The 24,687-nt window shown below is 60.6% G+C and carries 25 protein-coding genes; 7 read left to right on the top strand and 18 right to left on the bottom strand.

Annotation, left to right across the window (positions count from 1 at the left end; all coding sequences use genetic code 11):
• The first annotated feature begins 6 nt into the window (after positions 1 to 6).
• Positions 7 to 459: a thiol-disulfide oxidoreductase DCC family protein gene (locus ND528_RS00765; RefSeq protein ID WP_263469352.1), complete on the top strand. Its 453-nt coding sequence runs from the start codon at positions 7 to 9 to the stop codon at positions 457 to 459.
• Here ND528_RS00765 and ND528_RS00770 read toward each other — a convergent pair.
• Together ND528_RS00770 and ND528_RS00775 are read right to left on the bottom strand one after the other, a co-directional pair.
• Entirely contained in the window at positions 442 to 939 is a 498-nt protein-coding gene (locus ND528_RS00770) for a DUF2269 family protein (protein WP_263469353.1), read from the bottom strand. The genes ND528_RS00765 and ND528_RS00770 overlap by 18 nt on opposite strands.
• 1 nt (position 940) lies before the next feature.
• A complete protein-coding gene (locus ND528_RS00775) occupies positions 941 to 2,068 on the bottom strand; it encodes a saccharopine dehydrogenase family protein (protein ID WP_263469354.1) in 1,128 nt (375 codons plus the stop codon).
• A 171-nt stretch (positions 2,069 to 2,239) separates the two neighbouring features.
• Here ND528_RS00775 and ND528_RS00780 point away from each other — a divergent pair, with 171 nt between their 5' ends.
• Both ND528_RS00780 and ND528_RS00785 read left to right on the top strand, forming a co-directional pair.
• Positions 2,240 to 2,455 (top strand): PLD nuclease N-terminal domain-containing protein, encoded by a 216-nt coding sequence (locus ND528_RS00780; RefSeq protein WP_016774306.1) that lies wholly within the window; start codon positions 2,240 to 2,242, stop codon positions 2,453 to 2,455.
• A gap of 255 nt (positions 2,456 to 2,710) precedes the next feature.
• A complete protein-coding gene (locus ND528_RS00785; protein ID WP_212616082.1) occupies positions 2,711 to 3,187 on the top strand; it encodes a hemerythrin domain-containing protein in 477 nt (158 codons plus the stop codon).
• A gap of 372 nt (positions 3,188 to 3,559) precedes the next feature.
• Here ND528_RS00785 and ND528_RS00790 read toward each other — a convergent pair whose 3' ends face one another.
• The 3 genes from ND528_RS00790 to ND528_RS00800 form a co-directional block, all read right to left on the bottom strand.
• Positions 3,560 to 4,486 carry a LysR family transcriptional regulator gene (locus tag ND528_RS00790; RefSeq protein ID WP_137213306.1) on the bottom strand — a complete coding sequence of 309 codons (927 nt, stop codon included), beginning with the start codon at positions 4,484 to 4,486 and terminating at the stop codon, positions 3,560 to 3,562.
• Positions 4,483 to 5,457, bottom strand: coding sequence for a quinone oxidoreductase family protein (locus tag ND528_RS00795; RefSeq protein ID WP_263469355.1), 975 nt, complete (start codon positions 5,455 to 5,457; stop codon positions 4,483 to 4,485). The genes ND528_RS00790 and ND528_RS00795 overlap by 4 nt, the downstream gene beginning before the upstream one ends.
• A gap of 153 nt (positions 5,458 to 5,610) precedes the next feature.
• On the bottom strand, positions 5,611 to 6,111 hold the full coding sequence (locus ND528_RS00800; RefSeq protein WP_130911232.1) for an anti-virulence regulator CigR family protein: 501 nt from the start codon (positions 6,109 to 6,111) through the stop codon (positions 5,611 to 5,613).
• A 128-nt stretch (positions 6,112 to 6,239) separates the two neighbouring features.
• On the opposite strand from ND528_RS00800, the gene ND528_RS00805 reads away from it, so the two are divergent.
• Complete coding sequence (locus ND528_RS00805; protein ID WP_110645778.1) at positions 6,240 to 6,398, top strand: DUF2986 domain-containing protein; 159 nt, start codon at positions 6,240 to 6,242, stop codon at positions 6,396 to 6,398.
• A gap of 1 nt (position 6,399) precedes the next feature.
• Here the strand turns inward: ND528_RS00805 and ND528_RS00810 are convergent, their stop codons facing one another.
• On the bottom strand, positions 6,400 to 7,611 hold the full coding sequence (locus tag ND528_RS00810) for an MFS transporter (RefSeq protein WP_408005021.1): 1,212 nt from the start codon (positions 7,609 to 7,611) through the stop codon (positions 6,400 to 6,402).
• 130 nt (positions 7,612 to 7,741) lie between these two features.
• Between ND528_RS00810 and ND528_RS00815 the strand changes: the two genes are divergently transcribed.
• On the top strand, positions 7,742 to 8,635 hold the full coding sequence (locus ND528_RS00815) for a LysR family transcriptional regulator (RefSeq protein WP_263469356.1): 894 nt from the start codon (positions 7,742 to 7,744) through the stop codon (positions 8,633 to 8,635).
• Between the two features lie 2,381 nt (positions 8,636 to 11,016).
• Positions 11,017 to 12,123 (top strand): M20/M25/M40 family metallo-hydrolase, encoded by a 1,107-nt coding sequence (locus tag ND528_RS00825; protein ID WP_263469357.1) that lies wholly within the window; start codon positions 11,017 to 11,019, stop codon positions 12,121 to 12,123.
• Between the two features lie 50 nt (positions 12,124 to 12,173).
• Here ND528_RS00825 and ND528_RS00830 read toward each other — a convergent pair whose 3' ends face one another.
• The 3 genes from ND528_RS00830 to ND528_RS00840 are packed head-to-tail and all read right to left on the bottom strand — an operon-like array spanning position 12,174 to position 14,061.
• Positions 12,174 to 12,986, bottom strand: a complete 813-nt coding sequence (locus ND528_RS00830) for a DUF3618 domain-containing protein (RefSeq protein WP_212616069.1) — start codon at positions 12,984 to 12,986, stop codon at positions 12,174 to 12,176.
• Positions 12,983 to 13,411: a phage holin family protein gene (locus ND528_RS00835; protein ID WP_024012566.1), complete on the bottom strand. Its 429-nt coding sequence runs from the start codon at positions 13,409 to 13,411 to the stop codon at positions 12,983 to 12,985. The genes ND528_RS00830 and ND528_RS00835 overlap by 4 nt, the downstream gene beginning before the upstream one ends.
• Positions 13,411 to 14,061, bottom strand: coding sequence for a hypothetical protein (locus ND528_RS00840; RefSeq protein WP_110645784.1), 651 nt, complete (start codon positions 14,059 to 14,061; stop codon positions 13,411 to 13,413). Before ND528_RS00840 ends, ND528_RS00835 begins: the two co-directional genes overlap by 1 nt.
• A 299-nt stretch (positions 14,062 to 14,360) precedes the next feature.
• Here ND528_RS00840 and ND528_RS00845 point away from each other — a divergent pair, with 299 nt between their 5' ends.
• Positions 14,361 to 16,217 (top strand): ABC transporter ATP-binding protein, encoded by a 1,857-nt coding sequence (locus ND528_RS00845; protein WP_056784851.1) that lies wholly within the window; start codon positions 14,361 to 14,363, stop codon positions 16,215 to 16,217.
• 39 nt (positions 16,218 to 16,256) lie between these two features.
• On the opposite strand, the gene ND528_RS00850 is transcribed toward ND528_RS00845, so the two are convergent.
• The 9 genes from ND528_RS00850 to ND528_RS00890 all read right to left on the bottom strand — a co-directional run bounded on the left by ND528_RS00850 (position 16,257) and on the right by ND528_RS00890 (position 24,652).
• Positions 16,257 to 17,402 carry a sensor histidine kinase gene (locus ND528_RS00850; protein ID WP_212616068.1) on the bottom strand — a complete coding sequence of 382 codons (1,146 nt, stop codon included), beginning with the start codon at positions 17,400 to 17,402 and terminating at the stop codon, positions 16,257 to 16,259.
• 179 nt (positions 17,403 to 17,581) lie between these two features.
• Positions 17,582 to 17,923 carry an antibiotic biosynthesis monooxygenase family protein gene (locus ND528_RS00855; protein ID WP_212616067.1) on the bottom strand — a complete coding sequence of 114 codons (342 nt, stop codon included), beginning with the start codon at positions 17,921 to 17,923 and terminating at the stop codon, positions 17,582 to 17,584.
• 28 nt (positions 17,924 to 17,951) lie between these two features.
• Positions 17,952 to 18,926, bottom strand: a complete 975-nt coding sequence (locus ND528_RS00860; RefSeq protein WP_263469358.1) for a zinc-dependent alcohol dehydrogenase family protein — start codon at positions 18,924 to 18,926, stop codon at positions 17,952 to 17,954.
• Between the two features lie 63 nt (positions 18,927 to 18,989).
• Positions 18,990 to 19,292 (bottom strand): ArsR/SmtB family transcription factor, encoded by a 303-nt coding sequence (locus ND528_RS00865; RefSeq protein ID WP_024012559.1) that lies wholly within the window; start codon positions 19,290 to 19,292, stop codon positions 18,990 to 18,992.
• A 57-nt stretch (positions 19,293 to 19,349) separates the two neighbouring features.
• Positions 19,350 to 20,933, bottom strand: coding sequence for an EAL domain-containing protein (locus tag ND528_RS00870; RefSeq protein WP_122601650.1), 1,584 nt, complete (start codon positions 20,931 to 20,933; stop codon positions 19,350 to 19,352).
• A 156-nt stretch (positions 20,934 to 21,089) separates the two neighbouring features.
• Entirely contained in the window at positions 21,090 to 22,730 is a 1,641-nt protein-coding gene (locus tag ND528_RS00875; protein ID WP_263469359.1) for a sensor domain-containing diguanylate cyclase, read from the bottom strand.
• A 123-nt stretch (positions 22,731 to 22,853) separates the two neighbouring features.
• Positions 22,854 to 23,246, bottom strand: coding sequence for a nuclear transport factor 2 family protein (locus tag ND528_RS00880; RefSeq protein ID WP_263469360.1), 393 nt, complete (start codon positions 23,244 to 23,246; stop codon positions 22,854 to 22,856).
• 49 nt (positions 23,247 to 23,295) lie between these two features.
• Complete coding sequence (locus ND528_RS00885; protein WP_205884329.1) at positions 23,296 to 23,892, bottom strand: NADPH-dependent F420 reductase; 597 nt, start codon at positions 23,890 to 23,892, stop codon at positions 23,296 to 23,298.
• Positions 23,893 to 23,899: 7 nt separating this feature from the next.
• On the bottom strand, positions 23,900 to 24,652 hold the full coding sequence (locus ND528_RS00890) for a 3-oxoacyl-ACP reductase family protein (protein WP_130910843.1): 753 nt from the start codon (positions 24,650 to 24,652) through the stop codon (positions 23,900 to 23,902).
• Between the last annotated feature and the right edge of the window lie 35 nt (positions 24,653 to 24,687).

Here is a 24,687-nt window from a genome sequence, read left to right on the forward strand (position 1 = left end):
CCGCCGATGCCTGCCATGAAAATCCGCCCCACCTCCGCGCCATTGCTCAAGCCCGGCGAAACCGTGGTGCTGTTCGACGGTGTGTGCAAGCTCTGCAACGGCTGGGCGCGGTTTCTGATTCGGTATGACCGTCAGCGCCGCGTGCGGCTGGCGACCGTACAATCGCCCGAGGGCCAGGCCTTGCTGGCGTGGGCCGGTTTGCCGCTGGACGAGTTCGACACCATGGCGGTGATTCGCGACCGCAATTATTGGGAGCGATCAGATGCATTCCTTGAAGTGGTCGGGCAACTGCCAATGCGCTGGCAGCCGCTGAAACTGCTGCGCATCTTCCCGCGTCGTCTGCGCGACTGGGCTTACGATCGCATCGCGCTGAATCGCTATCGGCTGTTCGGCAAGTACGACACTTGCCTGCTCCCGACAGCGGATCATGAAAGCCGTTTTCTAAAGGCCCACGGCTGACCCGATCAGTTGCAGCGGCGTCATCTTCGTCACCATCATCAGCACGATGACAAACATTCCGGCAAACCCGGCGACGCCCATCCAGAACCACCAGCGGTACGTGCTCGCGTAGCGATCATCCAGAGGCAGGCTACCTTCGCCCGCGCTCAGCGCCATGCTCTGCAAACGCTTCTGCAATACCAGCACCGGCAGCCACAACGCGCCGACACAGAAGAAAATGATCAGCGAAGTCAGCAGCCATTCGGTGCTCATCGAAAGCCCGGAAAGCCGCATCAGCAGATAGCCAGTGATGACCTGCACAATCCCTGCCGGCGTGGTGATCCACGTATCAAAGCGCACCACCATTCGTGCGACATGGGCGATCACTTGCGGGTTGCCGCTGCGGCTGGCGGCGATCAGGTAGAGGTAGGAGCCCATGCCGAAACCAAAGAGGAAAATCGCCGCAATGACGTGCAGGTACTTCAGGCAGAGATAGAGCATCTCAACGCTGCCCTTCGGCGAACTGAACCGACAGGCTCAGGTTGCCCGGATCGTTGATCGCCGCCAGATATTCATCGACGCTGATTTCGCCAACACACGGCCGCGCGCCAGGTTGCGGTGCATAACCCCGCGCCATTTTGATTGCCAGGGCGACGGCGGCGCAGCTGGGGATTTCCGGGCCTTTGTCATTCAGCGCTGTGAGTTGCGCGGTCATGCTCAGCGGCTGGTCGTCAACCCCGATGCCTTGAACATCGATGTACATCGCGCTTTTGCCGTCACCGAAGCGTTCGAACCACGTGCCCAAGCGATGCAGACGTGCCGCCCAGCGTACGTGATCGCGCACCAGACCGAAGCGCAAGGCTTGCGCCAGCAAGGCGTTGGCGACACCGCCGAGTTTCAGGCCAGCGCCAGCCTTGAAGCGCAGCGTCTGTGCGCCATAGCGACGCGCGAAAATATCCATGTCCGGCACATCGACATTGGCCAGCACCCGCGTGCCCAGTTGCGGCATGCTGCGCAGGGTCAGGTCGAGCCAGCCCAATACTTCGTGAACCTGGCCATTCTGTAACTGCCTGATCGGCTTGCCGGCATAAGCGAGCACGCCTTCGACCGTGGACAGCCCCGGCATTTTTGCCGAGGAAGAAATGCCATGCTCGATCGAGTCGATTCGCGCAAAGCGTGAGCGCTGCTGATCGATGATCGCCGAAGACAAGGTCGGCACCGAACTGCAACCGCTGAGCACGGCCACACCAGCCTCCCTGGCGCGGGCGTCGAGCACATCAATGCCGTTGACGAAGGTGCGGCAGTCAGCCAGATCGCAGTAATTGACCCCGGCGCTGATGCAGCTTTCAGCAACTGCGTAGGATTGCCCCTGAAACGGCCCGCCAGTGTGCACCACTAACTGGATGTTCAGCTCGCGCAGCGCCGCTTGAAAACCTGCGCCCATCGCATCACCGCACCAGCCTTCGCAAGCTCGGCCCGACTGCGCTTGCAGCTCTTCGACCTTGTGTTGCAGCTTGCGTGCATTGCGGCCCGACAGCAGCAGTTCAATCTCTGGCATCTGCGCCAGATGCCGACAAACGATACTGCCGAAATTGCCGTAACCACCGACGACCATCACCCTGAATGCCATTGCCCTGTCCCTGTTCCAGCCCAAACGTGTGGCGCAGAGGATATAGGGCGCAGCGGCGACCAGACATCTATTTTGCAACCGGGTATCACTGCGTCCGCTTGTCCCGGGCAAAAAGAATGAACCCAACGCCCCTCTCGTCGCCTAACGCACAGACCATCAGGAGTTAAGCCTATGCAAATCGAAACCGTGTGGATCGTATTGGCGGTCATTCTCGTGCTGATCGAGCTTTGGGCCATCAATCGGGTGCGTAAAAGCGAGGGGAAATCGAGCAATAAAGGCGTGTGGATCGTGCTGATCGTGTTCGTGCCGCTGTTCGGCCTGATCGCCTGGGCGTTGGCGGGGCCCAAGCATATCGGTCGCGGCTCACCTTCCCAGGCCAGCCGTTAAGCAACGACGCAGGCCCCTCTCAAGCATCACCCTCAGCCCGGCTTTTGCCGGGCTTGTTATATGCAATGCCCGTTGCGCGGATTTCTTGCAGGCTGCACGAAAGCATTGTGCCTGCTTCGATGCCAGCCCTTGATTTAGAAGGGTTGCGCTCGATCAGCGAGTTGGCATGAGTCCTGCGATAGCCTCTTCCTGAATACACAGCAGCGCGAAAAAAAGAACGCTGTGTTCAATCCGTGAAAAGCAGAGGCCTCAAAAATGAATGCCATCGACCTTCTCAAAGCCGACCATGAAAAAGTCAAAGCCATCCTCAGCCAACTGAGTGAGTCCACCGACCGCGCACTGAAAAAACGCGTCGAGTTGCTGGGCAAACTGGAAATGGAAATCACCCTCCATACCCGCCTCGAAGAAGAGATTCTCTATCCCGCGTTCAAGGAAGCCGGCAGCAAGGAAGAAGACATCATGTACTACGAAGCCAAGGAAGAGCACCGCACCGTGGACTCACTGGTACTGCCTGATCTGAAAGAAACCGATCCAGGCACCCCGGAATTTGCCGGTCGGGTCAAAGTGGTCAAGGAGCTGCTGGAGCACCACATCGAAGAGGAAGAACAGGAAATGTTTCCGAAAGCGCAGAAGCTTCTGGGCAAGGCAAAACTCGAGGAACTGGGTGCGCAAATGGAAGCCATGAAGGCAAGCCACAAAAAGGAGATGGCGGCCAACAAGATCGCCGCGTAAAGCGTTGAAGACACCAAAGCCCGGCAGCAATGCCGGGCTTTTTTGTGCGCTCAAACTTGCCCTCGCTCTCACATTGGATATTTGGGCGTTCGGGAGCTTCTGAGCAAGCCACGAAACCTGTGGGAGCGAGCCTGCTCGCGAAGGCGTCAGGTCAGCCAGACCCTCTATGACTGACACTCCACTTTCGCGAGCAGGCTCGCTCCCACATTGGATATACGTATGTTCGGCAATTCCTGAGCAAGCCACGAAACCTGTGGGAGCGAGCCTGCTCGCGAAGGCGTCAGGTCAGCCAGACCCTCTATGACTGACACTGCGCTTTCGCGAGCAGGCTCGCTCCCACAGGGTCAGAGTCAGTCTTGATGCAGACTGGACTCAGAGGGCCCAAGGTGGCCCGGTCTCGAATTTCGCTTCGATCCACTCCTTGAACGCCACCACCGCCGCCGCCGGAAACCGCGAAGACGGTCTGATCAGATAGACGCCGCCCGCCGAATCCAGCTGCCAGTCGGGCAGCACGTGAATCAATCTCCCCGCCGCCAGGTCGCGGCTCATCAGCCAGTCGCCGGCACCGAGTATGCCGGCGTCGGCACGGGCGGCGGCGAGCAGGGATTCGCTGTCGCTGGCGGTCAGGTTGCCGTGTGGCGTAATGGTCTGCACTTCGTTGCCGCGATGCAGGCGCCACAGCGGGAACGACGCCAGCCCGCTGAAGCGCAGGCAATTGTGTTGCAGCAGGTCCTGCGGGGTTTGCGGCATGCCGTGCGCCTCTATGTAGGCCGGCGACGCGCAGAGAATCCGTCGATGGTCACTGAGCTTTTTTGCAATCAGCCGGTTGTCATCAAGCTCGCCGATGCGAATGGCCGCGTCGAAGCCCTGCTCGATGATGTCGACCAGGCCTTCGCTGTAATCGGCCACCAGCGAGACGTGCGGATGGGCCTTGAGAAATTCCGGCAACAGCGGCCCCAGCCACAAACGCCCCATCGCCGCCGGCAAGGCCAAGCGCAAGGTGCCGCGCACTTCGCTGGCGCCCTGCACCGCTTGTTGCTGCGCCTCGTTCATCAACTCGACGGCCGCGCGCAGGCGCTGTTCGAGTTGCAGACCAGCCTCGGTGATACGCACGTGTCGCGTCGAGCGCTCCACCAGCCGCACGCCGAGTCGCTTCTCCATCGCCGCGAGGCGCTTGGAAACGATGGTCGGATGACGCTGCAACAAACGCCCCGCCGCGACAAACGAGCCTTGCGCAGCGACGGCCAGGAAAGCAGCGATTTCATCGCTGTGCGGGTTGCTCAGAACATCCAGATTCATGGTTTTAAAATGATCGCCCCTGATGATCGGCCCGATTCAAGATCGGCGTGCGCTTGTGCCGCGTCAGCCAATGAATAACGCGCGCGGATTTGCGGCGTGATGATACCGGCGGCAACAGCGGCCAGCACATCTTGTGCGCGCTCCTGGTATTCGGCTGTCGTGGCGGTGTGCGCGGCCAGCGATGGACGGGTCAGAAACAGCGAGCCCTTGGCGTTCAGCGTGGCCATTTCCACCGCCGCCGGCGCGCCGGCCTGCGCGCCGAACGAGACCATCAATCCGCGTGGGCGCAAGCTGTCCAGCGAGGCCTGAAAAGACACCCGACCAATCGGGTCATACACCACATCGACCTTGCGCCCCTCAGTGATACGCCCCACATCGGCGGCGAGAGTCTCGGCATCGAACACCAGCACTTCGTCACAACCGGACGCGCGAGCCTTGTCGACGCTGGCCTGCTTCGACACCACACCGATCACCGTTGCGCCAAGGTGTTTGGCCCACGGCACCAAGATTTCCCCCAGACCTCCCGCAACACCGTAAACCAGCATCGTCGTGCCCGGCCCGACCGGGTAGGTCGCCTTCAGCAGATACTGCGCGGTGATGCCTTTGAACAACACCGCCGCCGCGTCTTCGAACGACAACTCTTCGGGAATCTTCACCAGACGCTCTGCCGGAAACAGCCGCGCCGAGGCGTAACCGCCCAAGGGACCTGTGGCATAAGCGACTCGATCACCGACGCGGACATTGCTCACACCGGCACCGACCGCCGCCACCCGACCCGCGCCTTCCAGACCCAGCCCCGATGGCAACGCCACGGGCACTGCACCTTTGCGCTGGCTGACATCGAGGTAATTGACGCCCACCGCCGCCTGCTCCAGCCAGACCTCGCCGGGACCAGGGGTTTGCTCGCTGACAGCGTGCAATTGCAGCACCTGCGGAGCGCCCGTTTCGATGAAGCGGATTGCGTTGGCCATGATCATCTCCATTCATTCGATAAGCGTTGAGCTCAGTTTGAAAGCACATCACTCAACGAACAACCCAGCCTGAATGCAGTTCATTGATGCACCTGATGCAGTTATGCACGCATAAAAAAGGGGCGGCACGTGCTGCCGCTCCTCTTTCAACAATCAATCGAACGCGCCGTTGAGCACCTCGTAGATCAACCCGGTGGCCAGCGCAACAAGGATCAGGTCGGTGCCCACCTGTTGCCATTCGTAGCCGTCATAGTGAGGCAAATGCCCAAGCATGCGCCCGTCCAGCTTCTTGGCGATGCCCGGTGGCAGCGGTTTGCCCCGCGCCAGATTCTTTTGAATACCCGGCGGCAGCGGCGGCCCCGGATTCCAGTATTGCCCGCGATAACCATCGATGATGCCGAGAATATTGCCGCGATCAACGCTCGGACCACCGCCGCGATTGCCAGAGGATTGCTGGCCTTTGTTGCCATTGCCCTGACCGCCACCACCCTGATTACCGTGATCCTGCATGTTCTGCGGTTTGCCCTTGCCGTTGCCCTGGCCGCCCTGGCCACCCTGCCCCTTGCCATTGCCGGGGTCGGCCAGTGCGGTCGTGCTGCCGATTACCAGCGCGAGGCAAGACAACGCGGTAATCAATCTGCGAGCTTTTCTCATGTGCGATTCCTTCGGTTGGGGGATGCTCTTGAGTATGGGCGAATGTGCTCAGCTTAGTGGATTTCTTCTTGCTGACCACTCGGCCTTGCGTCAGGATTCCCACCCTCTCCACCCCTGATCGAAAAATCATGAATCGCCAAAAGAAGCTGCAGCAGTTGTTCAAGGAAAAAGCCAAGAAGGCCAACGCCAAACTGGCGCCGAAAAAGCCCAAATACATCTGCAAGGCCGACCGCCTGAAGCTGGAAGCCGAAGCGGCGCAGGCGGCGGCCGAAAACACCGAAAGCTGATTCAGGCCGTCTGCCGCGACGTCAGCCATGTCATCAGCGCCGCTAGCACAAGCAATGCCGCGCTGGCGAAAAACGTCAGCCGATAGCCGCTGCCGTCGAACAGCAGACCACCGACGGTAGACCCCGAGGCAATCGACAACTGCACCACCGCCACCATCAGCCCACCGCCCGCCTCGGCATCGTCGGGCAGCGTGCGCGCCAGCCACGACCACCAGCCTACCGGCGCGGCAGTGGCGATCAATCCCCACAAGCCCAGCAATACGAACGTCGCCACCACTGAACCGCCCATCCCTATGAGCGCCACGGAGATCATCGCCATCAACAGCGGGATGGCGATCACTACGCGATACAGCCCCTTCTTCAAAACCGAACCGATGACCACGGTGCCGATAAACCCGGCCACACCAATGACCAGCAGGATGATCGACAGCATCGAAACGTCGACCCGGGTCACGGTTTCCAGAAACGGTCGCAGGTAGGTGAACAGAACAAACTGGCCCATGAAGAACAGACCTGCGCCGAGCATGCCCAACGCCACCCGGCGGCTTTTGAACAACGCAAACACATTGGCTGCGCTGGCTTTGCGTGGCGCGGCCGGCAGCGCGGGCAAGCTGATCCATTGCCAGAGCAGTGCAATCAGCGCTACCGGTATCAGGCAGAAAAACGCCCCGCGCCAGCCAATCACGCTGCCCAGATAACTGCCCAACGGCGCCGCCACAACGGTCGCCAGGGCATTGCCGCCGTTAAAAATCGCCAGCGCCTTGGGCACGCTGGCGGAGGGTACCAGACGCATGGCCAACGCCGCCGACATCGACCAGAAGCCGCCGATCACCACGCCGATCAATGCGCGACCGATCATGTACACCGTGTAATTGGGCGCCAGGCCCACCACCAGCCCGGACGCGCACATCAGCGCAGTCAACAGCAGCAACAGGCGCTTGCGATCCATCGAGCCGGCGAGCCTGCTGATCGTCAGGCTGGTCAGCACCGCGAACGCGCCAGAGATGGCAATGCCGTAGCCGGCCAGGCCTTCACTGATGTGCAAGTCCGTAGCCATTGGCGTGAGCAGACTGACCGGCATGAACTCGGAAGCGATCAGGGCGAAGACGCACAGGGTCATCGCGAACACACCGCTCCAGTACGCCGGTTGCTCGCCTGGTGCGGATGCTTTGACAGACTGCGCTGTCGGGTTGTCGATTGCTTGGGCCGTCATGCAAAACCTGCTTTGGAGAAGAACTAATCGAGGCATTCTTGCCCCGCTACTCAGGCTGCAAAGCTTGACGGATCGCGCTTAACTTGATTAGTAGCGGTAATCTTCATGTGCTTTTGAGAAAAATTCATCAATGAGCAACGCCAAAATCAACGACCTGCAGGCCTTTCTGGCGGTGGCGCAGGAGCAAAGCTTCACCAAGGCTGCCGCCCGGCTCGGCGTCACTCCGTCTGCGTTGAGCCATACGGTTCGCGCGCTGGAGCAGCGTCTGGGTATTCGCTTGCTCGCTCGTACGACGCGCAATGTCTCGCCGACCGAGGCTGGCGAACGCTTGATGCACTCGATTGCGCCGCTGTTCGAGCAGATCAACGCCGAGCTCGAGGCCCTTGGCGAATTGCGCGACGAGCCCAGCGGCACGATCCGCATTTCCTGCACGGACGATCAGATCGAGTTGTGCATTCGGCCGATGCTTGCAAAATTCTTGCAGGACTACCCGGACATCACCCTGGAGTTCTACGTCGATTACGGATTTACCAATGTGGTCAAGGAACGCTTCGACGCCGGCATTCGTCTCGGTGAATCGATCAGCAAAGACATGATCGCCGTGCGCATCGGCCCGGACTGGCGCCTGGCCGTAGTGGGCTCGCCCGAGTACTTCGCTCGTCACCCGCTACCCGCCACGCCGCATCAGTTGATGGAGCACACCTGCATCAACATCCGCCACCAACCGGCCGGCGCGATTTACGCCTGGGAGTTTGCGCACAAGGGTCAGGATTTCAGCGTGAAGGTCGATGGGCAACTGGTGTTCAACAGCATCATGCATGTGCTCAACGCCGCTGTGGATGGCATCGGCGTAGCGTACGTGCCCGCACAATTGGTCGCGCCGTATCTGGCGGACGGTCGACTGGTGGAAGTGCTGAGCGAGTGGTGCCCGACGTTTCAGGGCTATCACCTCTATTACCCCAACAGGCGCCAGAGCTCGGCAGCGTTTGCAGCGTTTGTCGAAGCGCTGAAATACAACCGCTGACACCACAAATCATCTGAGCAAAACGCCGATCCCTGTGGGAGCGAGCCTGCTCGCGAAGAGGCCAGATCAGATACATCCACGTTGAATGACACACCGCTTTCGCGAGCAGGCTCGCTCCCACAGTGATCCGGGGCAGATCTACAATCTTCGTTGCACCCCAAATCCCCTGTGGGAGCGGGCTTGCCCGCGAAGGCGTCGGCACATTCAACATCATCATTGCCTGACACACCGCTTTCGCGAGCAAGCTCGCTCCCACAATGGTCCGGGGCAAGGCCACAATCTTCAGCGCAACCCAAATCCCTGTGGGAGCGGGCTTGCCCGCGAAGGCGTCGGCAAATTCAACATCATCATTGCCTGACCCAGCGCTATCGCGAGCAAGCTCGCTCCCACGGTGATCCGGGGCAAGACCACAATCTTCAGCGCAACCCAAATCCCTGTGGGAGCGGGCTTGCCCGCGAAGGCGTCGGCACATTCAACATCATCATCGCCTGACCCAGCGCTATCGCGAGCAGGCTCGCTCCCACAGTGATCCGGGGCAGATCCACGATCTTTGTCGCCCCCCAAATCCCTGTGGGAGCGGGCTTGCCCGCGAAGGCGTCGGCACATTCAACATCATCATCGCCTGACCCAGCGCTATCGCGAGCAGGCTCGCTCCCACAATGGTCCGGTGCAAGGCCACAATCTTCAGCGCAACCCAAATCCCTGTGGGAGCGGGCTTGCCCGCGAAGGCGTCGGCACATTCAACATCATCACCGCCTGACCCAGCGCTATCGCGAGCAAGCTCGCTCCCACAATGGTCCGGGGCAAGGCCACAATCTTCAGCCCAACCCAAATCCCTGTGGGAGCGGGCTTGCCCGCGAAGGCGTCGGCACATTCAACATCATCATCGCCTGACCCAGCGCTATCGCGAGCAGGCTCGCTCCCACAATGGTCCGGGGCAAGGCCACAATCTTCAGCGCAACCCAAATCCCTGTGGGAGCGGGCTTGCCCGCGAAGGCGTCGGCAAATTCAACATCATCATTGCCTGACACACCGCTTTCGCGAGCAGGCTCGCTCCCACGGTGATCCGGGGCAAGACCACAATCTTCAGCGCAACCCAAATCCCTGTGGGAGCGGGCTTGCCCGCGAAGGCGTCGGCACATTCAACATCATCATCGCCTGACCCAGCGCTATCGCGAGCAGGCTCGCTCCCACAATGGTCCGGTGCAAGGCCACAATCTTCAGCGCAACCCAAATCCCTGTGGGAGCGGGCTTGCCCGCGAAGGCGTCGGCAAATTCAACATCATCATCGCCTGACCCAGCGCTATCGCGAGCAGGCTCGCTCCCACAGTGATCCGGGGCAAGGCCACAATCTTCAGCCCAACCCAAATCCCTGTGGGAGCGGGCTTGCCCGCGAAGGCGTCGGCACATTCAACATCATCATTGCCTGACCCAGCGCTATCGCGAGCAAGCTCGCTCCCACAGTGATCCGGGGCAGATCCACGATCTTTGTCGCACCCCAAATCCCCTGTGGGAGCGAGCCTGCTCGCGAAGGCGCCGGCACATTCAACATCATCATCGCCATTCACACCGCTTTCGCGAGCAAGCTCACTCCCACAATGGTCCGGTGCAAGGCCACAATCTTCAGCGCAACCCAAATCCCGGTGGGAGCGGGCTTGCCCGCGAAGGCGTCGGCACATTCAACATCATCATCGCCTGACCCAGCGCTATCGCGAGCAGGCTCGCTCCCACAATGGTCCGGGGCAAGGCCACAATCTTCAGCGCAACCCAAATCCCTGTGGGAGCGGGCTTGCCCGCGAAGGCGTCGGCACATTCAACATCATCATCGCCTGACCCAGCGCTATCGCGAGCAGGCTCGCTCCCACAATGGTCCGGGGCAAGGCCACAATCTTCAGCGCAACCCAAATCCCTGTGGGAGCGGGCTTGCCCGCGAAGGCGTCGGCACATTCAACATCATCATCGCCTGACCCAGCGCTATCGCGAGCAAGCTCGCTCCCACAGTGATCCGGGGCAGATCCACGATCTTTGTCGCACCCCAAATCCCCTGTGGGAGCGGGCTTGCCCGCGAAGGCGTCGGCACATTCAACATCATCATCTGACCCAGCGCTATCGCGAGCAAGCTCGCTCCCACAATGGTCCGGGGCAAGGCCACAATCTTCAGCGCAACCCAAATCCCTGTGGGAGCGAGCCTGCTCGCGAAGGCGCCAGATCAGATACATCCACATTGAATGACACACCGCTTTCGCGAGCAGGCTCGCTCCCACAGGTCCAGCGGCATCGCGAATAGCCTGGCACCACGCAATCTGAATTTTCCCGCCAATCTGCCCCCTAAATTCTGAGCGGTCGATACACGTCCGCCGATGCAAGGAGGGTCAGTACGCATGTCGGATAACCAAACGCCTTCGCCGCACAACTCGCAGCAATCCACCCAAACACTATTGAGCCGTTTGCTCATGGCGCGCGGGCCCGGCGGTCAGGAAGATGAGGTCCGGGCGATCTGCCTGGAAGAACTGCGGCGCCATTGCGACGAGGTCTGGACCGATCGGGCCGGCAATGTCATCGGCCTGCTCAAGGGCCGCGAACCCGATCCGGACGGCGAGCACGCTGTGCGCATCATGGGCCACATGGATGAGATCGCCATGCTGGTCAAACGCGTCGAGCCGGACGGTACGTTGCGAGTGGTTGCCCTCGGCGGTGCGAACCCGGTGAATTTCGGTGTGTGTCCGGTGGATATTCTCGGCGACGCGCAAACCCTGCCCGGCGTGCTCTCATTCGGCTCGATGCACGCCACCACAGGCTCGCCGCAGGGCCAGGATGTGATGAGCGGCGCGGTGGAGTGGAAAGACGTGCACATCATCACCCGCCACGACCCGCAAACCTTGCAAGACATGGGCGTGCGTCCCGGCACCCGCGTCGTGCTCAGCCAGCACTGGCGCACGCCGTTCCGGGTGGGTGACGCCACCGCTGCGCATTTTCTCGATGACCGCGCGCCCGTCGTCGCCATGCTCCAGGCCGCCGAGCAACTCAAGCGTAGCCCGACCGAATTGGCGCACGACACCTACTTTGTCTTCACCACCCTCGAGGAAGAAAGCAACGCCGGCGCAATGTACGCCGCTGCGCACCTGCCCGGCGACACCACAATCGCGGTGGAAGTAGGCCCGGTGATGAGCGAGTACGCAACGCGATTGAGCGTCGACCCGATCATCGATACCGGCGACCAGAAAGGCTATTACTCGCGCGGGGTGGTCATGGCTCTGGCCGACGCCGCCAAGCGTTGCGGCTTCGAACCACAGTTCGCCCTGCTGGTGGATTTCGCTTCTGACGCCAGCGCGGTGATGAGCTCAGGCATCAGCGCCCAGGCCGGATGCATCGCAATCCCGACCGAGAATACCCACGGGTTCGAACTGGTCGTGGATGGCGCGATTGAAGCGTGCGCGCAGACGTTGGTGGAATATCTGCAAGGCCTGCAGAACGAGGTATCCACTTGACCCGAGCACAAAAAAGGGAGGCCCATTACAGGCCTCCCTAATTCTCAGCGTCAGGACGTACCCAACCCCTGTGACAAATCCGAAGACGACGGCCGCGCCGGATCAGGCTTGGTTTCAACCTCGGTCTGTTCAGTGGTCCGAGTCACCGTGTCACGCACTGCTTCATACCCTTCCTGAGCTTTCTGCTTGGCCTTGTCGACCATGCCCGCGCTGGTACGGCCCATGTAGCGCTGTTCAGTGGAAGTAGTCGGCAACGCCGCGCCGAGCAATGCACCGAGCGCAACCCCGGCGGCAGCGACCATCAGCGGTTGCTCCTTGAGCATGTGACTGAACTGCTGGCCAAGCACTTGCGAATTACGCGACAGTCGATCACTGGCGTCATGCATCGCATGGGTCAGATTTTCCTTCGCCGCACCGACGTTTTCCCCGAGGTGGCTGGCCTTGCCTTTCAGCGACTGGTAGCCGTCCTTCAGCGAGTCAGTGGTCGAGTGCAAATGCGCGCGGGCGCTGTCGATGCCGTCGGCCAAACCATCGGCCCACTCGCCGGCCTTGTCTTGATCCGGCCCGCTGCGATAGGTCGGTTGCGGCACGGGCGGGCGATTCTGGCTCATCATCAACCAGAGCAGGCCCACCGAAGTCAGCACCGCTGGCACCGGGTTATTGCGCACGCTGGTGCCGAGATTGGTGAAGAACGTCGAGCCGTTGCTCTGCATCATTCCCCAAGCCTGATCGATCATCTGCCCGGGAGTGAACTTGCTTTCCAATTGATCGACGATGTTGCCGATGCTCGCACGTTGCGCATCGATTTCGCGCTCGATCTGCTCCGGGCTTTTTTCCGCTTCGATATCCAGTTCGCTTTTCATGAGACTTTCCTCCGCAGCGCTTCCTGATCCTTGTTCAAGGCGTCGAGAGTGCGATCAGGTTTGAAGTGAGATGGCTCGAATTGTTTCTTCCCGGATTGCAGCATGGCGAAGCCAATGATCATCACCACCACGCCAACTATCAGCGCAGCCAGCCACGGCGCCATGAACATGCTCAGGCCGTACACCGCTGACATCAGCAGAATGATGAAGCCGGCGAGAAACACGATCGCACCACCGGCAACCGCACCGATGCCCGCCTTCAGCGTGCTGAGGCTGTTCTGCAGTTCGGCTTTTGCCAATGCCAGTTCCTTGGTGAACAACGCTGGCACCTCGCGCGACAGTTGTCGCAACAGGCCGACCACCGAAGCGTCATCCGTTTGGCCGAGGGGCCTTGCCCCGCTCAGATCAGATTCATCTCTGTTCATCACAGTTCTCCTTTGGCGTCGGGTGCGTGCGGTACGGAAGCCGCGGCAAAATCAGAGGGGTGATCGCTGTCACTGGGCGAGGTCGGGGTGATGCCGGTGGCCAGCCCCGGATTGGCGTGGGCCGATGACGGCACTGACGATTCATAGGGTCGCTGCGCACCGTAATCGGCTGGCGGTGGCGTCGATGTCGTGCCCGCCGCCGGATCATGTTCGGCGCTGACCGTCGCTGCTGCGGCCGTGCCGGCTTTGAGAAACCGCGACAGTCCGAAACCGATGGCAATGCTGCCGGCGATGAACAGGCCCGGATTGCTGCGCGCCAGATCCGCCGCATCGTGCAGCAACTGCTCGGCACTCTTGCCGCGCAGGTTGCCCGCCAGCCCGGTCATGGAATCCGCCATGTCCGTCAGGTAGTCGGACATGCCCAGCGTGTCCTTGTCCTGCAACTCCGAGACGAAGCTCTTTGCGCCTTGGGCCAGTGCTTCTATCTGTTCCGCCGCGGTGTCGCGGTACTGTCCGAATTGTGCGTCGGCCTGTTGCCGCGCACCGCCGAGTGCTTCATTGACGTCGTCCTTCAAATGTTCAAAACCCTGTCCAGGCTTGCTGTTCGGATCACCTGATTCAAAGCCTGCCCTGCTGTCTTGAGTATTCATGTGGCCCCTCGCGTTCTGACTTGAAAACGGAAAAACGGGACTACACGGCAACATTGCCTCGAGCCCCCACATAGAAGATGACGGAGCAGCTTGCGCGAGAGTTCAAAGAGGTTGATGAGCGTGCGACATCAGGTCTGGATCAGCGACGAAAGGTTGCGCTTGGCACGATTGCGTTGAGCTTCTGCGCCTGGCTGCGGTCAAGACAAGGCACAAGCATTTATCTGCAACACGACGCTGAAACCCGCAACAACGCCGATAGATGGCAGAATCCCCACACCCTGATCACTTCGGAGACCGCAATGCTTCGCCTGTTTGAAGAAAGGCTCGACCCCTTCCCGCCCGATGAGGCGCCGCCACCGCCAGTCGGCCTGATGCGCTTCTTGTGGGCGTGCACCCGGGGCGCGCGCGGCTACATCCTGGCCTTCGCCCTGCTCAGCGCCAGCGTATCAATCTACGAGGCGTGGCTGTTTTCTTTCCTTGGGCAAGTGGTGGATCTGCTCTCGACCTGGCAATCCGGCGGCGCTGCCGGTGATGAGGAAAGCCGCGTGTTGTGGGGCATCGGCATCGTGCTGGTAGTCAGCATTGGTCTGGTAGCGCTGCGCACGATGGTCCAGCACCAGATCCTCGCGATCAATCTGCCGCTGCGCCTGCGCTGGGACTTTCACCGGTTGATGCTGCGGCAAAGTCTGTCGTTCTTTTCCGACGAGTTCTCCGGCCGGGTGACGACCAAGGTCATGCAGACTGCGTTGTCGGTGCGCGAGGTGCTGTTCACCTTGATCGAAATTCTCCCCGGCATCGGCGTGTACTTCATCGCGATCATCGCGCTGGCCGGTGGCTTTGCGCTGAAACTGATGCTGCCGTTCCTTGCCTGGATCGTTTTGTTCGGGCTGGCGATGGTGTATTTCGTCCCGCGTCTGGGCAAGGTCGGCCAGGAACAGGCCGATGCACGCTCGTCGATGACCGGGCGGATTGCCGATGCCTACACCAACATCACCACGGTCAAACTGTTTTCGCACTCCAAGCGTGAAGCGCACTTTGCCCGTGCGGCGATGGAAGATTTCAAGCTCACCGGATTCCGCCAGATGCGTCTGGTCAGCCAGTTCGAAATCGTCAATCAGGCGCTGGTGGTGGCGTTGATTCTCGGTGCCGGCGGTTATGCGTTGTGGCTTTGGCATCAGGGTGAAGTCGGCACCGGCGCTGTTGCGGCGATCACCGCCATGGCGTTGCGCATCAATGGCATGTCGCACTGGATCATGTGGCAGATGACTTCGCTGTTCGAAAACATCGGCACCGTCCAGGACGGCATGGCCACCCTGACCAGCGGTCCGAAAGTCCAGGACGCACCGGATGCCAAAGTGCTGGAGCCGGCCGGCGGCGAAGTGGTTTTCGACAATGTCAGCTTCAACTACAACGGCGAACGCCAGGTGCTCGACGGCTTGACCCTGCACATTCGCCCCGGCGAAAAAATCGGTCTGGTCGGCCGCTCCGGTGCAGGCAAGTCGACGCTGATCAACCTGCTGCTGCGCTTCTATGACGTTGATCGCGGCGAGATCCGCATCGATGGGCAGAACATCGCCGAGGTGACCCAGGACAGCCTGCGCAGCGTGATCGGCATGGTCACCCAGGACACCTCGCTGCTGCACCGCTCGATCCGCGACAACATCGCCTACGGTCGCCCGGACGCCACCGACGAAGACATCCATCGCGCGGCGGTGAACGCTCAGGCCGATGGTTTCATCAGCCAGTTGAGCGACAAGCAGGGCCACAGCGGTTACGACACGCTGGTCGGCGAACGCGGCATCAAGCTCTCCGGCGGCCAGCGCCAACGCATCGCCATCGCCCGAGTGATGCTGAAAAACGCACCGATCCTGCTGCTCGACGAAGCCACCAGCGCACTGGACTCGGAAGTCGAAGTCGCGATCCAGGAAAGCCTCGATGAAATGATGCAGGGCAAAACCGTGATCGCCATCGCCCACCGCTTGTCGACCATTGCGGCAATGGACCGGCTGATCGTCATGGACGAAGGCCGCATCATCGAACAAGGCACCCACGCGCAACTGCTGGAGAAGAACGGCACCTATGCGCGTCTGTGGCAGCACCAGAGCGGCGGGTTCCTGGGTGAGGATCGGGGTTTGGTTGAGGTGATGGAGGAGTGATCAGGCTGGAGGGCCGGGGCCGGCCCTCCATCGATTGGCCTAGATGGTGACGGGGCTTTCGGCATCAATCGGAAGCTTTACGCGGAACACCGTTCCACCGTCCCGGTCAGAGCTGACCTCAATCGAGCCTGCATGCGAGGCGACGATTTCCGAGGCGATAAACAGGCCCAGCCCCAGCCCAGCGACAGGCCCGTGATCAACCACGGAGCGCTGCGAGAACCGCCCCATCGGATTGAAGATGAACGGCAACACGTCTTCCGGAATCGGCTCGCCGCCGTTGTGCACCATGAACAGCGCGCAATCCGCCCGAGCTTCCAGTTCAACCGTAACCGGAAACTGATTGTCGCCATGGGTCACCGCATTGCTGATGATGTTGGAAAAGACCTGTTCCATCCTGGCGCCATCGAACGCTCCCATCACCGCCTCCTTCGCATCGAACCGCACGTTGGCCTGCGGATGAAAGGCGCGGATTTCCTCGATCACCCGCTCGCACACAGGGCTGAGATCGATCAGGGATTTTTTCACCGGAATCCCCGGCCCCATCTGGCAGCGCGTCAGATCCAACAGGTCGCCCACGATCTGGCTGGCGCGCTGCACGCTGGCGTAGATCTGCCTGGCCACTTTGCTGGTGCGCGGGTCAGTGGCTTCGGTACGACGCAACATATCCGCACCGAGCAGAATCGCCCCCAGCGGCGTGCGCAAGTCATGGCCGAGAATCCCCAGAAACACATTGCGCGACGCCTCGACGGCGCGCGAGTAGCTGGCAATCGACTCGGCCAGCGCCTGGTCGATGGCTTCGTGAAAGCGTGTCATGTCGTCGACATTCACCGATTTGCCATCCTTGACCTGACGCAGCCACTGGCTCAGCACACTGGTGCGCAGCGCGCGGTATTCCGACACCATCTGATCGATGGTGAAACCGGCCATCAGCCGCGTCACCGCGTGGGTTTCCGCAGCTGTTTCTTCATCGTCGCGCGGCGCTTGGCCCTGGGCTTTGGCGATTTGTTCGCTCATGGTCTGCTTGGTCCGCAGATCGATGACGATGGCGCGCAACATCTGCTCGGCGTGATCGCGCAGCGCGACGTTATCGAGTTCCACCCCCGGCGTCTCGATGGTGCGGGCGAAATCTTCCCAGGCCTGCAGGATCGGCTCTAGGTTTTCGAGAATGAAATCTGGCAGGCGCATGGCTGTGGTCCGCAGGGGAAATCCATCAACGCCAGCAACTGAGCCGGCGCAGATTTCGGAAAGGGCAATTCAGGAGTACAGAAGGTACGGCTGACCTCGTGCAGCCTACCATCATTGCAGTGGTTCAACGCGGGAGGAAAATCGGCAGCAGCCGCTTGTGACGAAAGCCATCAGTACACTCAGCTCCCTGTGCTTGAGCTGCTGCCCGCAACGCTCAAGTCGCCACCCGGAAAAGCACCACCCTCAATGTGATACACGCTCGGCTCTGCGGAAAAATAATCCTCCAGCCCCAGCATGAAGCGCTGATGGTCGTCACTCTCTTCAAACCCCGGCGAGTGATCTTCAAGCGATTGCCAGCGCACGATCAAATTGAATTGCTCGGGGGTTTCAATACCTTGCGCCAGCAAGTGGCCGCCATATCCCTTGGCGCGGGTGAGCAACGGTTCGACTTCGGCAAATGCCCGTCGAAAGGCTTCAGTCTGTTGCGGGTGAACGGGCAGCACAGCGATCTCGTAAACCATGATGTTTCTCCAGAATCAGTGAGCGGATTCAGACGATGAGTGAAGGCTCGACGGCGATGGCGATTTTTCCCAGCAGACCGTTGTTGGCGCTCTCCAGTCGGGCATGGGCGAGCGGGATGTCGGCAAGGGAATAGACCGCGCCAACATGGGGCCGCAACTGGCCGCGCTCGACCAACGCGCTCAGTTCATCGAGCTTGCCGCGATTCTGCCGGGTGAAAACGAAGTGGTAGCTGGCGTTCTTGCCCCAGGCCTGAACGAGGTTTTGTGGCTGCGCGATGTCGACGATCGAGACCACGCGGCCAAGCTGGGCGAGCGCGTCGGCACTGCGAGACAGGGTATCGCCGCCGATGGTGTCGAACACCACATCAACGCCATGCCCGGCGGTTTCGCGCATGATCGCTTCGGCGTAATCCTCTTGGGTGTAATCGATCACCACGTCGGCACCCAGGCTGCGGACGAAATCGGCGTTGGCCTCGCGCACGGTGGTGAACACTCTGGCGCCCATGGCTTTGGCCACCTGAATCGCCACATGGCCGACCCCGCCGGCGCCGCCGTGGATCAGAATGCTTTCGCCAACGCGGAGCACGGCGCGCACGGTCAGCGCTTCCCAAACCGTACCGCCGACCAGACTCAGACTGGCCGCCTCAAGGTGGCTCAGCGAGCCAGGCTTTCTGGCGATGATGCTTTCGGCTGCGACGTGGTACTCGGCATAACTGCCCTGCCCGTCGAATATCTGCGGGGTGTACCAGACTTCGTCGCCCGGTGCGAAAGCGCTCACGCCCGGCCCGACGGCTTCAACCACGCCCGACACGTCGTGACCGGTAATGGCTGGCAGCGGCACAAGATCGGGATAGTCACCGCGCCGAACCTGATAATCCAGCGGATTGATGGAAGTAGCGTGCACTCGGACCAGCACTTGGCCCGCTTGCGGAACCGGTTTTGGAACGTCGCTGAGTTCGAACGAATCAGGACCGCCGAAGGATTTCAAAATCATCGCTTTCATGGCAAAACCTCGTATCGATAAAGAGGGATATCGAGAATTCTCGATATCCTAGAGTAAAAAAATTTACAGCTCTTTCCCTATGATCTCTGCAAGCGCGCTGATAGCAGCCTCATTGCGTTTGTAGTAGGTCCATTGACCGATGCGTCGCACTTCCACCAGCCCCACCCGCTGCAACGTGGCCAGGTAACTCGACACCGTCGACTGCGACAAGCCGATACCTTCCTGGATGCTGCTGACGCAGACACCCTCGACGAGAACGTCACCCTCATCCTGCGGGGGGAAGTTCTTGACGGGATCCTTCAGGCCTTCAAGGATCTTGAGGCGCGTCGGGTTCGAGAGGGCTTTAAAGATTTCGATCAGTTCCATGCGCCGAGGATATCGAGATTTTTCGATATGTCAATGTGGTTTTTTGACTCGTTTCTTTCAGGAAACAATCGGGTCCTGAAGAATGCGCGCGTCGATGCAAGGCCGACCGTCCAGATAGAGCTGTTGGAACTGTGCGCACTCCATGGCTTTCGCAAACAGCCATCCCTGTGCATAGCGCACCTGGTTGGCGCCCAGGAAGTTTAGCTGTGCCGGGGTCTCGACGCCCTCAGCGACAAGTGTCAGCCGTAGCGCGTGGCCCATCTGAATGACGTGAGTGACCAGTAAGGTCTTCTCCTCTGCTTCGCTGATCTGCTCAACGAAGGATCGGTCGATCTTGAGCACGTCCAGCGGTAATTGCTGCAGGTATTGCAAACTCGAATAGCCGGTGCCGAAGTCATCCAGCGCGACAACAAACCCGGCGCTCCGCGCGCGCTCCAGCGTTATTTTCGCTGACGTTAGATCGACGAGGCTGCGCTCTGTCACCTCAAGCCATATCTGCGCGGGTTGCACGTCGAGGCGACGGCTTTCATTCAACAAAGCAGGGATCAGTCGCCCGGAGCTGACGTCGGCTGCGGCCAGATTTAACGCTACGTGCAGTGAACGATCACTGGCGAGCATGGCGCCAAGGTCTGCGAATACGCGGTGAACCACTTGGTCAGTGATCGCTTCGATCAAGCCACTGGATTCGGCCAGCGGGATGAACACGTCCGGGTAGACCAGCGTGCCGTTGGGTTTGCGCCAGCGGATCAAGGCTTCGGCGCCGATGCAGCGCCGGGTCTCAATTTCGATGATCGGCTGATAATGAACCACGAACTCCTGTCGCTGCACCGCGCGCTCCAGTGCCGCCAGCGGGGACAGCTTGCGACGCCACCAGCGCAGGCTCGCAATGACCAGGCCTACGCTGATGACAAGACCGATCGGCAGCAGATAAAGCACGTGCTGCCCGAGGCTGCGCAGCAGTTCCTGTCGCGGGATTGCGGCAATTACGGTGAAGTTGCCCTGGGCCACCAGTGTGTAGAGAAAGCCGTCCTTGAGGCCATGCGTAGGCCCCTCATGCACCAAGGCTAGGAAACTCGCCATGTTCGGGTCCGCCGGGCCGAGCAAGCGGCCCTGACGTGTGCCGACGGCCAGCCTCACGCCTTCATCCAGTACGACTTCGCGAAATTGTTCCGGGTCGACCAGCACGTTGAACGCAGCAAACTGCAACGCCAGCATCGGTTTGATCAGCTCGTTGTCATCCTGCGCATCGATGGACACCTTCACCCCGTCGTCGGTGACGAAATCCTCCGCCCATTGCTTCGACCGCGGCGGCGTGGCGCCCCATGACGTGCAGGCAAATACATCTTCTTCGTAGCCGACCGTCTCGACCGAAAACGTATTGATGGCAATCATGCGCATCTGCTCGATGCCCTGTGGCGAGCAGGGTTCGAGGTCAGTGACAGCAATGCTTTTCAGTGCCTGGGAGGCCTGCGCAAATGTCTGACTGGCGCGATCGTTGGCAATCGCAGCGAGCGTTTGCAGGCGGTCATGAGCCGCGTAGATCGACAGCATCCAGCCAGCCGCGAGGGTCATGCCCAACGGGACGATCACCGCAAGGGCCGTCAGCAATATTCCTCGCCGCATGATCTTGGAACGCTTCATTTCACCGCCCGAATGATTTGGTCCATGACGCGTCTTCGCGACTGCTGGACGCGCCGTTTGCGCGGCACCTACCGCTGCTTTTAGCGTGGAATCGAGCCAGAATCAATAACTCTGCCGATTAGTTGAAAGCCCCGTGACATGCATCAATTTGTAGCCTCATTCGGAATCGCTTGAGGCCATCGACAAGTACGATTCAACTCGATTGCGTCCACCCTGTTTGGCGCGGTAGAGGCATTCATCGGCTTTCTTGAGGACGATTTCTGCAGTAGTCGGTAAGTGTTTACACGTCGCCACGCCGATCGAAGCGGTAATGCGCCCCACGGTCGGAATATCACTGGTCGCAATGGCCTGACGTATCCGCTCAGCGATGGCACTGGCTGACTCGACATCGGTTTGCGGCAAAATCAACAAGAACTCCTCTCCCCCGGCTCGGCACGCCAGGTCGCCGACGCGGGAATAGGATTGCAGCGTATGCGCGACCTGTTTGATCGCCAGATCGCCCTTGTCGTGGCCGAAGGTGTCGTTAACCTTTTTGAAATGGTCGATGTCCAGCGATAACACCGAATATGTCTGCCCGCTGCGCTCAAGGCGGCGCAACTCCTGATCCATGGCTCTGCGATTGGCCAGCCCGGTCATGGGGTCGGTCAGCACCTGCTGGTTAAGGTGGCCCAGCTTCGCTTGCAACAACTGCACGCCGGCAAGCATCGCCTGGCGGATGGAAAATGCCTCGTGATACCAAGCCTTGACGTGGCGAAGTTGCTCGCTGGCCTGCGGCGCTGACAACTGCCGGGCAATACGCGACAGCTGGTTGAGCGGGCGACAGATCAGCAAGGTGCCGAACCAGATCAGTACGAAGCCGATCAGTGCGGCAGGCAGCATTCCCAGCAGCACATCGCGCATCAAGGTGTTCAGCGGCGCCAGACTCACTTCGCGCGGCTGCTGCGCGACCACCGCCCAGCCAGCGCCCGGCACCTGAGCGTACCCGGCGAGCATGGGTACGCCTTTGTAATTACGCACGCTCATCGAGCCGCTCTCGCCACGCAACGCCGCATCGACGGTTTTGCTCCAGCCCAGGGTGTCGCCAATGCGCGCCGCCTCAGGGTGAAAAAGCAGTTGGCGATCCTGATCCGCCACAAAGGCAAAGGTGCCTTCGTGGTGAAAATGGCGGCTGATCAGGGTGTGCAGCGCGTTGTCTTCGCGCAGATAAACCGAGCCGCCAATGATGCCCACGTAACGCTCAGCAGAGTCGTAAACGGGTTCGGAGATAAATACGACGAGATTGCCGGCGGCGGATGTATATGCGGAGCTGATGAAGGGCCGCTTCGCCTCGATGGCTTTGAGAATGGCATCCGAACGCAGCGTTGAACCGTTGATTTGCAGAGTATCCGGGTACGCCTCCAGCACCTTGGCAGTGCTATCGATGATGGCAATCGAGTTGAAATCGGCATCCTGTTTTTGCAGGCGCAGCGCTTCGGCGCGCATGACGCTGGGGTCACCCCAGGCCTTGCCCAGTTCACTGGCGCTGTACCGCAGATGGTTCTGTGCTGAATGAATGAATTCAGCGAGACTCGAAGCGACCTTAGCTGCATAGGCGCTGTTCGACTGCAGCGCATGATCAACCAAGGCATCGCGCTGCACGCGGTAGGCCGTGACAAGGCTGTTGCCCAACGTCGCCAGAACAGACAGCAGTACCAGGGAGAGAATCAGCCAACGCAAATTCAGCGCAGTTACGGGCTGCGTGGCACCCAGCGTCTCGTCGCTGGCCGATTCATTTGGGGGGTCCGTTCTGTCGATCATCGTCTGCCCTGACAGGTCTCTTTGGGAGTTCGCAGCGAAAGCGCCTCAGCGAGTATATGCGCTTGTGCGTGACACGCCTGAGGGACTTCCAATAGGAGAGCGTCTGCCTGCTGCGTTTGAACTTCAAACCGGGTCCAGCAACACCCACAACCGCACGATTTTCCCTTCGCTGATTTCCGCCACGTCGACACCGCTGACAACAGTTGGCCCAGCGCTCGGGCCCGCATGCCAGCGCAGGTAACCCAAGCCATGGTGCCCAACCGCCGGCCCCTCGGGAACAAAAGCGAAGTCCGCCCCGAACTGATCCAGCAACGCACCGGCCACCTCTGAAATCGCCGCCCGCCCGGTGACGATGCCAGTCGGTTCGTACATCGTCGGTGTGCCTGCAAAAAGCTCCTGCACCGCCGCAATGCGCTTCTGTGCATCGCGCTCGTTGAACACGCGCTGCAGGTTGGCCCGCAGCAAGGCGTCGTAGTTTTCCACCTCATTGATATTTCGCGAATCTGAGCCAGACATTTTTGAATCCTCGATTGGTATGTGAAGCCCGGTTGCCCGGGCTCAGCGGTCAACCATGTTTGACCAGGTTCAAGGCTGGCAGCGGTCCGCCCGGAAACTGCGCAAGCATTCCCTGCTGCACACCGCCCAGGTCGATGCCGTAAAAACCCAGTTGAGTAATCAGCTCTGCAACTTTGGTTTTGCTCGCGGCATCTTCACCGGAATAAAACAGCACCCGCTTGCCGCCCTCGGCGGAGGGATCGCTCAGCAGAGCCGCGAGCAAATGGTTGAAGGCCTTGACCACGTGCGCACCGGGCAGCATCTGCGCCACCACTTGCGAAGACGGCTGGCCGCCCAGATCGAACGGTTTGAACAGTGGCGCCTCGATCGGGTTGTTGGCGTCGATCACGATACGTCCATCCCAAGGCCCGAGATCGCGTACCGCGTCGGGGATCTTCGACCAGTTCACCGCCAGAAAAACAATGTCCGCCTGACTGGCTTGCTGAGCGGTCACCGCTTGTGCGAGTGGACCCAGTTCGTCGACCAAACCGGCAAGGCTCTGCGGCCCACGGCTGTTGGCCAGACTGACCGGCAGGCCTGCGTTGACGAGCAACCGAGCGATGGCGGTGCCGATGGAACCAGTACCAATGATGCTGATAGTCATGATGCTCTCCTTACGCTGTGAAGCCGCCGTCGACGATTAATTCTGCGCCGGTGACAAACCCGGCGTCCGCACTGGCCAGGTACGCCACCGCGCTGGCAACATCCTTGCCCTCGCCGTACCGCCCCATGGCGATGTTCGGGCGTAGGAAATCCGCAATGGGCCCGTCGGCCGGGTTCATGTCGCTGTCGGTCGGGCCAGGATGGACGGTGTTCACAGTGATGCCGCGCGGCCCAAGATCGCGCACCAGTCCACGACTGAAACCGGTCAGCGCACCTTTGCTCAGGGTGTAGACGGAGGCGGTAGCGAACGCAGCGTATTGCACCATCGAGCTGCCGATGTGAATGATGCGACCGCCCTGCCCCATGTGTTTGAGCGCTTGCTGAGTGGCGACGAAGACGCCGGTCACGTTCACCGCAAGGATGCGTTGAAAGTCCTCAAAGGCGATGTCCTCGGGGGCACCGAGCAGGCTGATACCAGCGTTGTTCACCAGAATGTCGATCTTGCCAAAACGCTGTGCAACCTCGGCAATCGCTGCACGTACAGCCTCGGGATTGCCCGCATCGGCCGCCAGCGCCACAGCCTGGCCGCCCGCCGCGACGATTTCCTGCACGACCGCTGCGGCGCGATCTGGCGATGCGTTGTAGGTGATAGCGACGTTGGCGCCATCTGCCGCGAGCCGCTTGGCGATTGCTGCGCCGATGCTGCGTGAGCCACCGGTAACGATGGCGATTTTGCCGGTCAGTGGAAGCGTGGAAGTGTTCATGGTCAAGCCTCTGGGTGGTTGGAGTTGATGAGGCC

It is taken from the genome of Pseudomonas mercuritolerans (genome assembly GCF_025706525.1).
In the GTDB taxonomy this organism is placed as follows: domain Bacteria; phylum Pseudomonadota; class Gammaproteobacteria; order Pseudomonadales; family Pseudomonadaceae; genus Aquipseudomonas; species Aquipseudomonas mercuritolerans.

Coding starts and splice junctions, on each gene's coding strand:
- ND528_RS00785 (WP_212616082.1), top strand. CDS start 2,711: ATGAATGCCATCGACCTTCTCAAAGCCGACCATGAAAAAGTCAAAGCC.
- ND528_RS00780 (WP_016774306.1), top strand. CDS start 2,240: ATGCAAATCGAAACCGTGTGGATCGTATTGGCGGTCATTCTCGTGCTG.
- ND528_RS00795 (WP_263469355.1), bottom strand. CDS start 5,457: ATGGCCAACGCAATCCGCTTCATCGAAACGGGCGCTCCGCAGGTGCTG.
- ND528_RS00850 (WP_212616068.1), bottom strand. CDS start 17,402: ATGCGCCTGCCAGATTTCATTCTCGAAAACCTAGAGCCGATCCTGCAG.
- ND528_RS00890 (WP_130910843.1), bottom strand. CDS start 24,652: ATGAACACTTCCACGCTTCCACTGACCGGCAAAATCGCCATCGTTACC.
- ND528_RS00825 (WP_263469357.1), top strand. CDS start 11,017: ATGTCGGATAACCAAACGCCTTCGCCGCACAACTCGCAGCAATCCACC.
- ND528_RS00875 (WP_263469359.1), bottom strand. CDS start 22,730: ATGATCGACAGAACGGACCCCCCAAATGAATCGGCCAGCGACGAGACG.
- ND528_RS00800 (WP_130911232.1), bottom strand. CDS start 6,111: ATGAGAAAAGCTCGCAGATTGATTACCGCGTTGTCTTGCCTCGCGCTG.
- ND528_RS00775 (WP_263469354.1), bottom strand. CDS start 2,068: ATGGCATTCAGGGTGATGGTCGTCGGTGGTTACGGCAATTTCGGCAGT.
- ND528_RS00855 (WP_212616067.1), bottom strand. CDS start 17,923: ATGGTTTACGAGATCGCTGTGCTGCCCGTTCACCCGCAACAGACTGAA.
- ND528_RS00845 (WP_056784851.1), top strand. CDS start 14,361: ATGCTTCGCCTGTTTGAAGAAAGGCTCGACCCCTTCCCGCCCGATGAG.
- ND528_RS00840 (WP_110645784.1), bottom strand. CDS start 14,061: ATGAATACTCAAGACAGCAGGGCAGGCTTTGAATCAGGTGATCCGAAC.
- ND528_RS00865 (WP_024012559.1), bottom strand. CDS start 19,292: ATGGAACTGATCGAAATCTTTAAAGCCCTCTCGAACCCGACGCGCCTC.
- ND528_RS00880 (WP_263469360.1), bottom strand. CDS start 23,246: ATGTCTGGCTCAGATTCGCGAAATATCAATGAGGTGGAAAACTACGAC.
- ND528_RS00835 (WP_024012566.1), bottom strand. CDS start 13,411: ATGAACAGAGATGAATCTGATCTGAGCGGGGCAAGGCCCCTCGGCCAA.
- ND528_RS00815 (WP_263469356.1), top strand. CDS start 7,742: ATGAGCAACGCCAAAATCAACGACCTGCAGGCCTTTCTGGCGGTGGCG.
- ND528_RS00830 (WP_212616069.1), bottom strand. CDS start 12,986: ATGAAAAGCGAACTGGATATCGAAGCGGAAAAAAGCCCGGAGCAGATC.
- ND528_RS00860 (WP_263469358.1), bottom strand. CDS start 18,926: ATGAAAGCGATGATTTTGAAATCCTTCGGCGGTCCTGATTCGTTCGAA.
- ND528_RS00810 (WP_408005021.1), bottom strand. CDS start 7,611: ATGACGGCCCAAGCAATCGACAACCCGACAGCGCAGTCTGTCAAAGCA.
- ND528_RS00805 (WP_110645778.1), top strand. CDS start 6,240: ATGAATCGCCAAAAGAAGCTGCAGCAGTTGTTCAAGGAAAAAGCCAAG.
- ND528_RS00790 (WP_137213306.1), bottom strand. CDS start 4,486: ATGAATCTGGATGTTCTGAGCAACCCGCACAGCGATGAAATCGCTGCT.
- ND528_RS00870 (WP_122601650.1), bottom strand. CDS start 20,933: ATGAAGCGTTCCAAGATCATGCGGCGAGGAATATTGCTGACGGCCCTT.
- ND528_RS00765 (WP_263469352.1), top strand. CDS start 7: ATGCCTGCCATGAAAATCCGCCCCACCTCCGCGCCATTGCTCAAGCCC.
- ND528_RS00770 (WP_263469353.1), bottom strand. CDS start 939: ATGCTCTATCTCTGCCTGAAGTACCTGCACGTCATTGCGGCGATTTTC.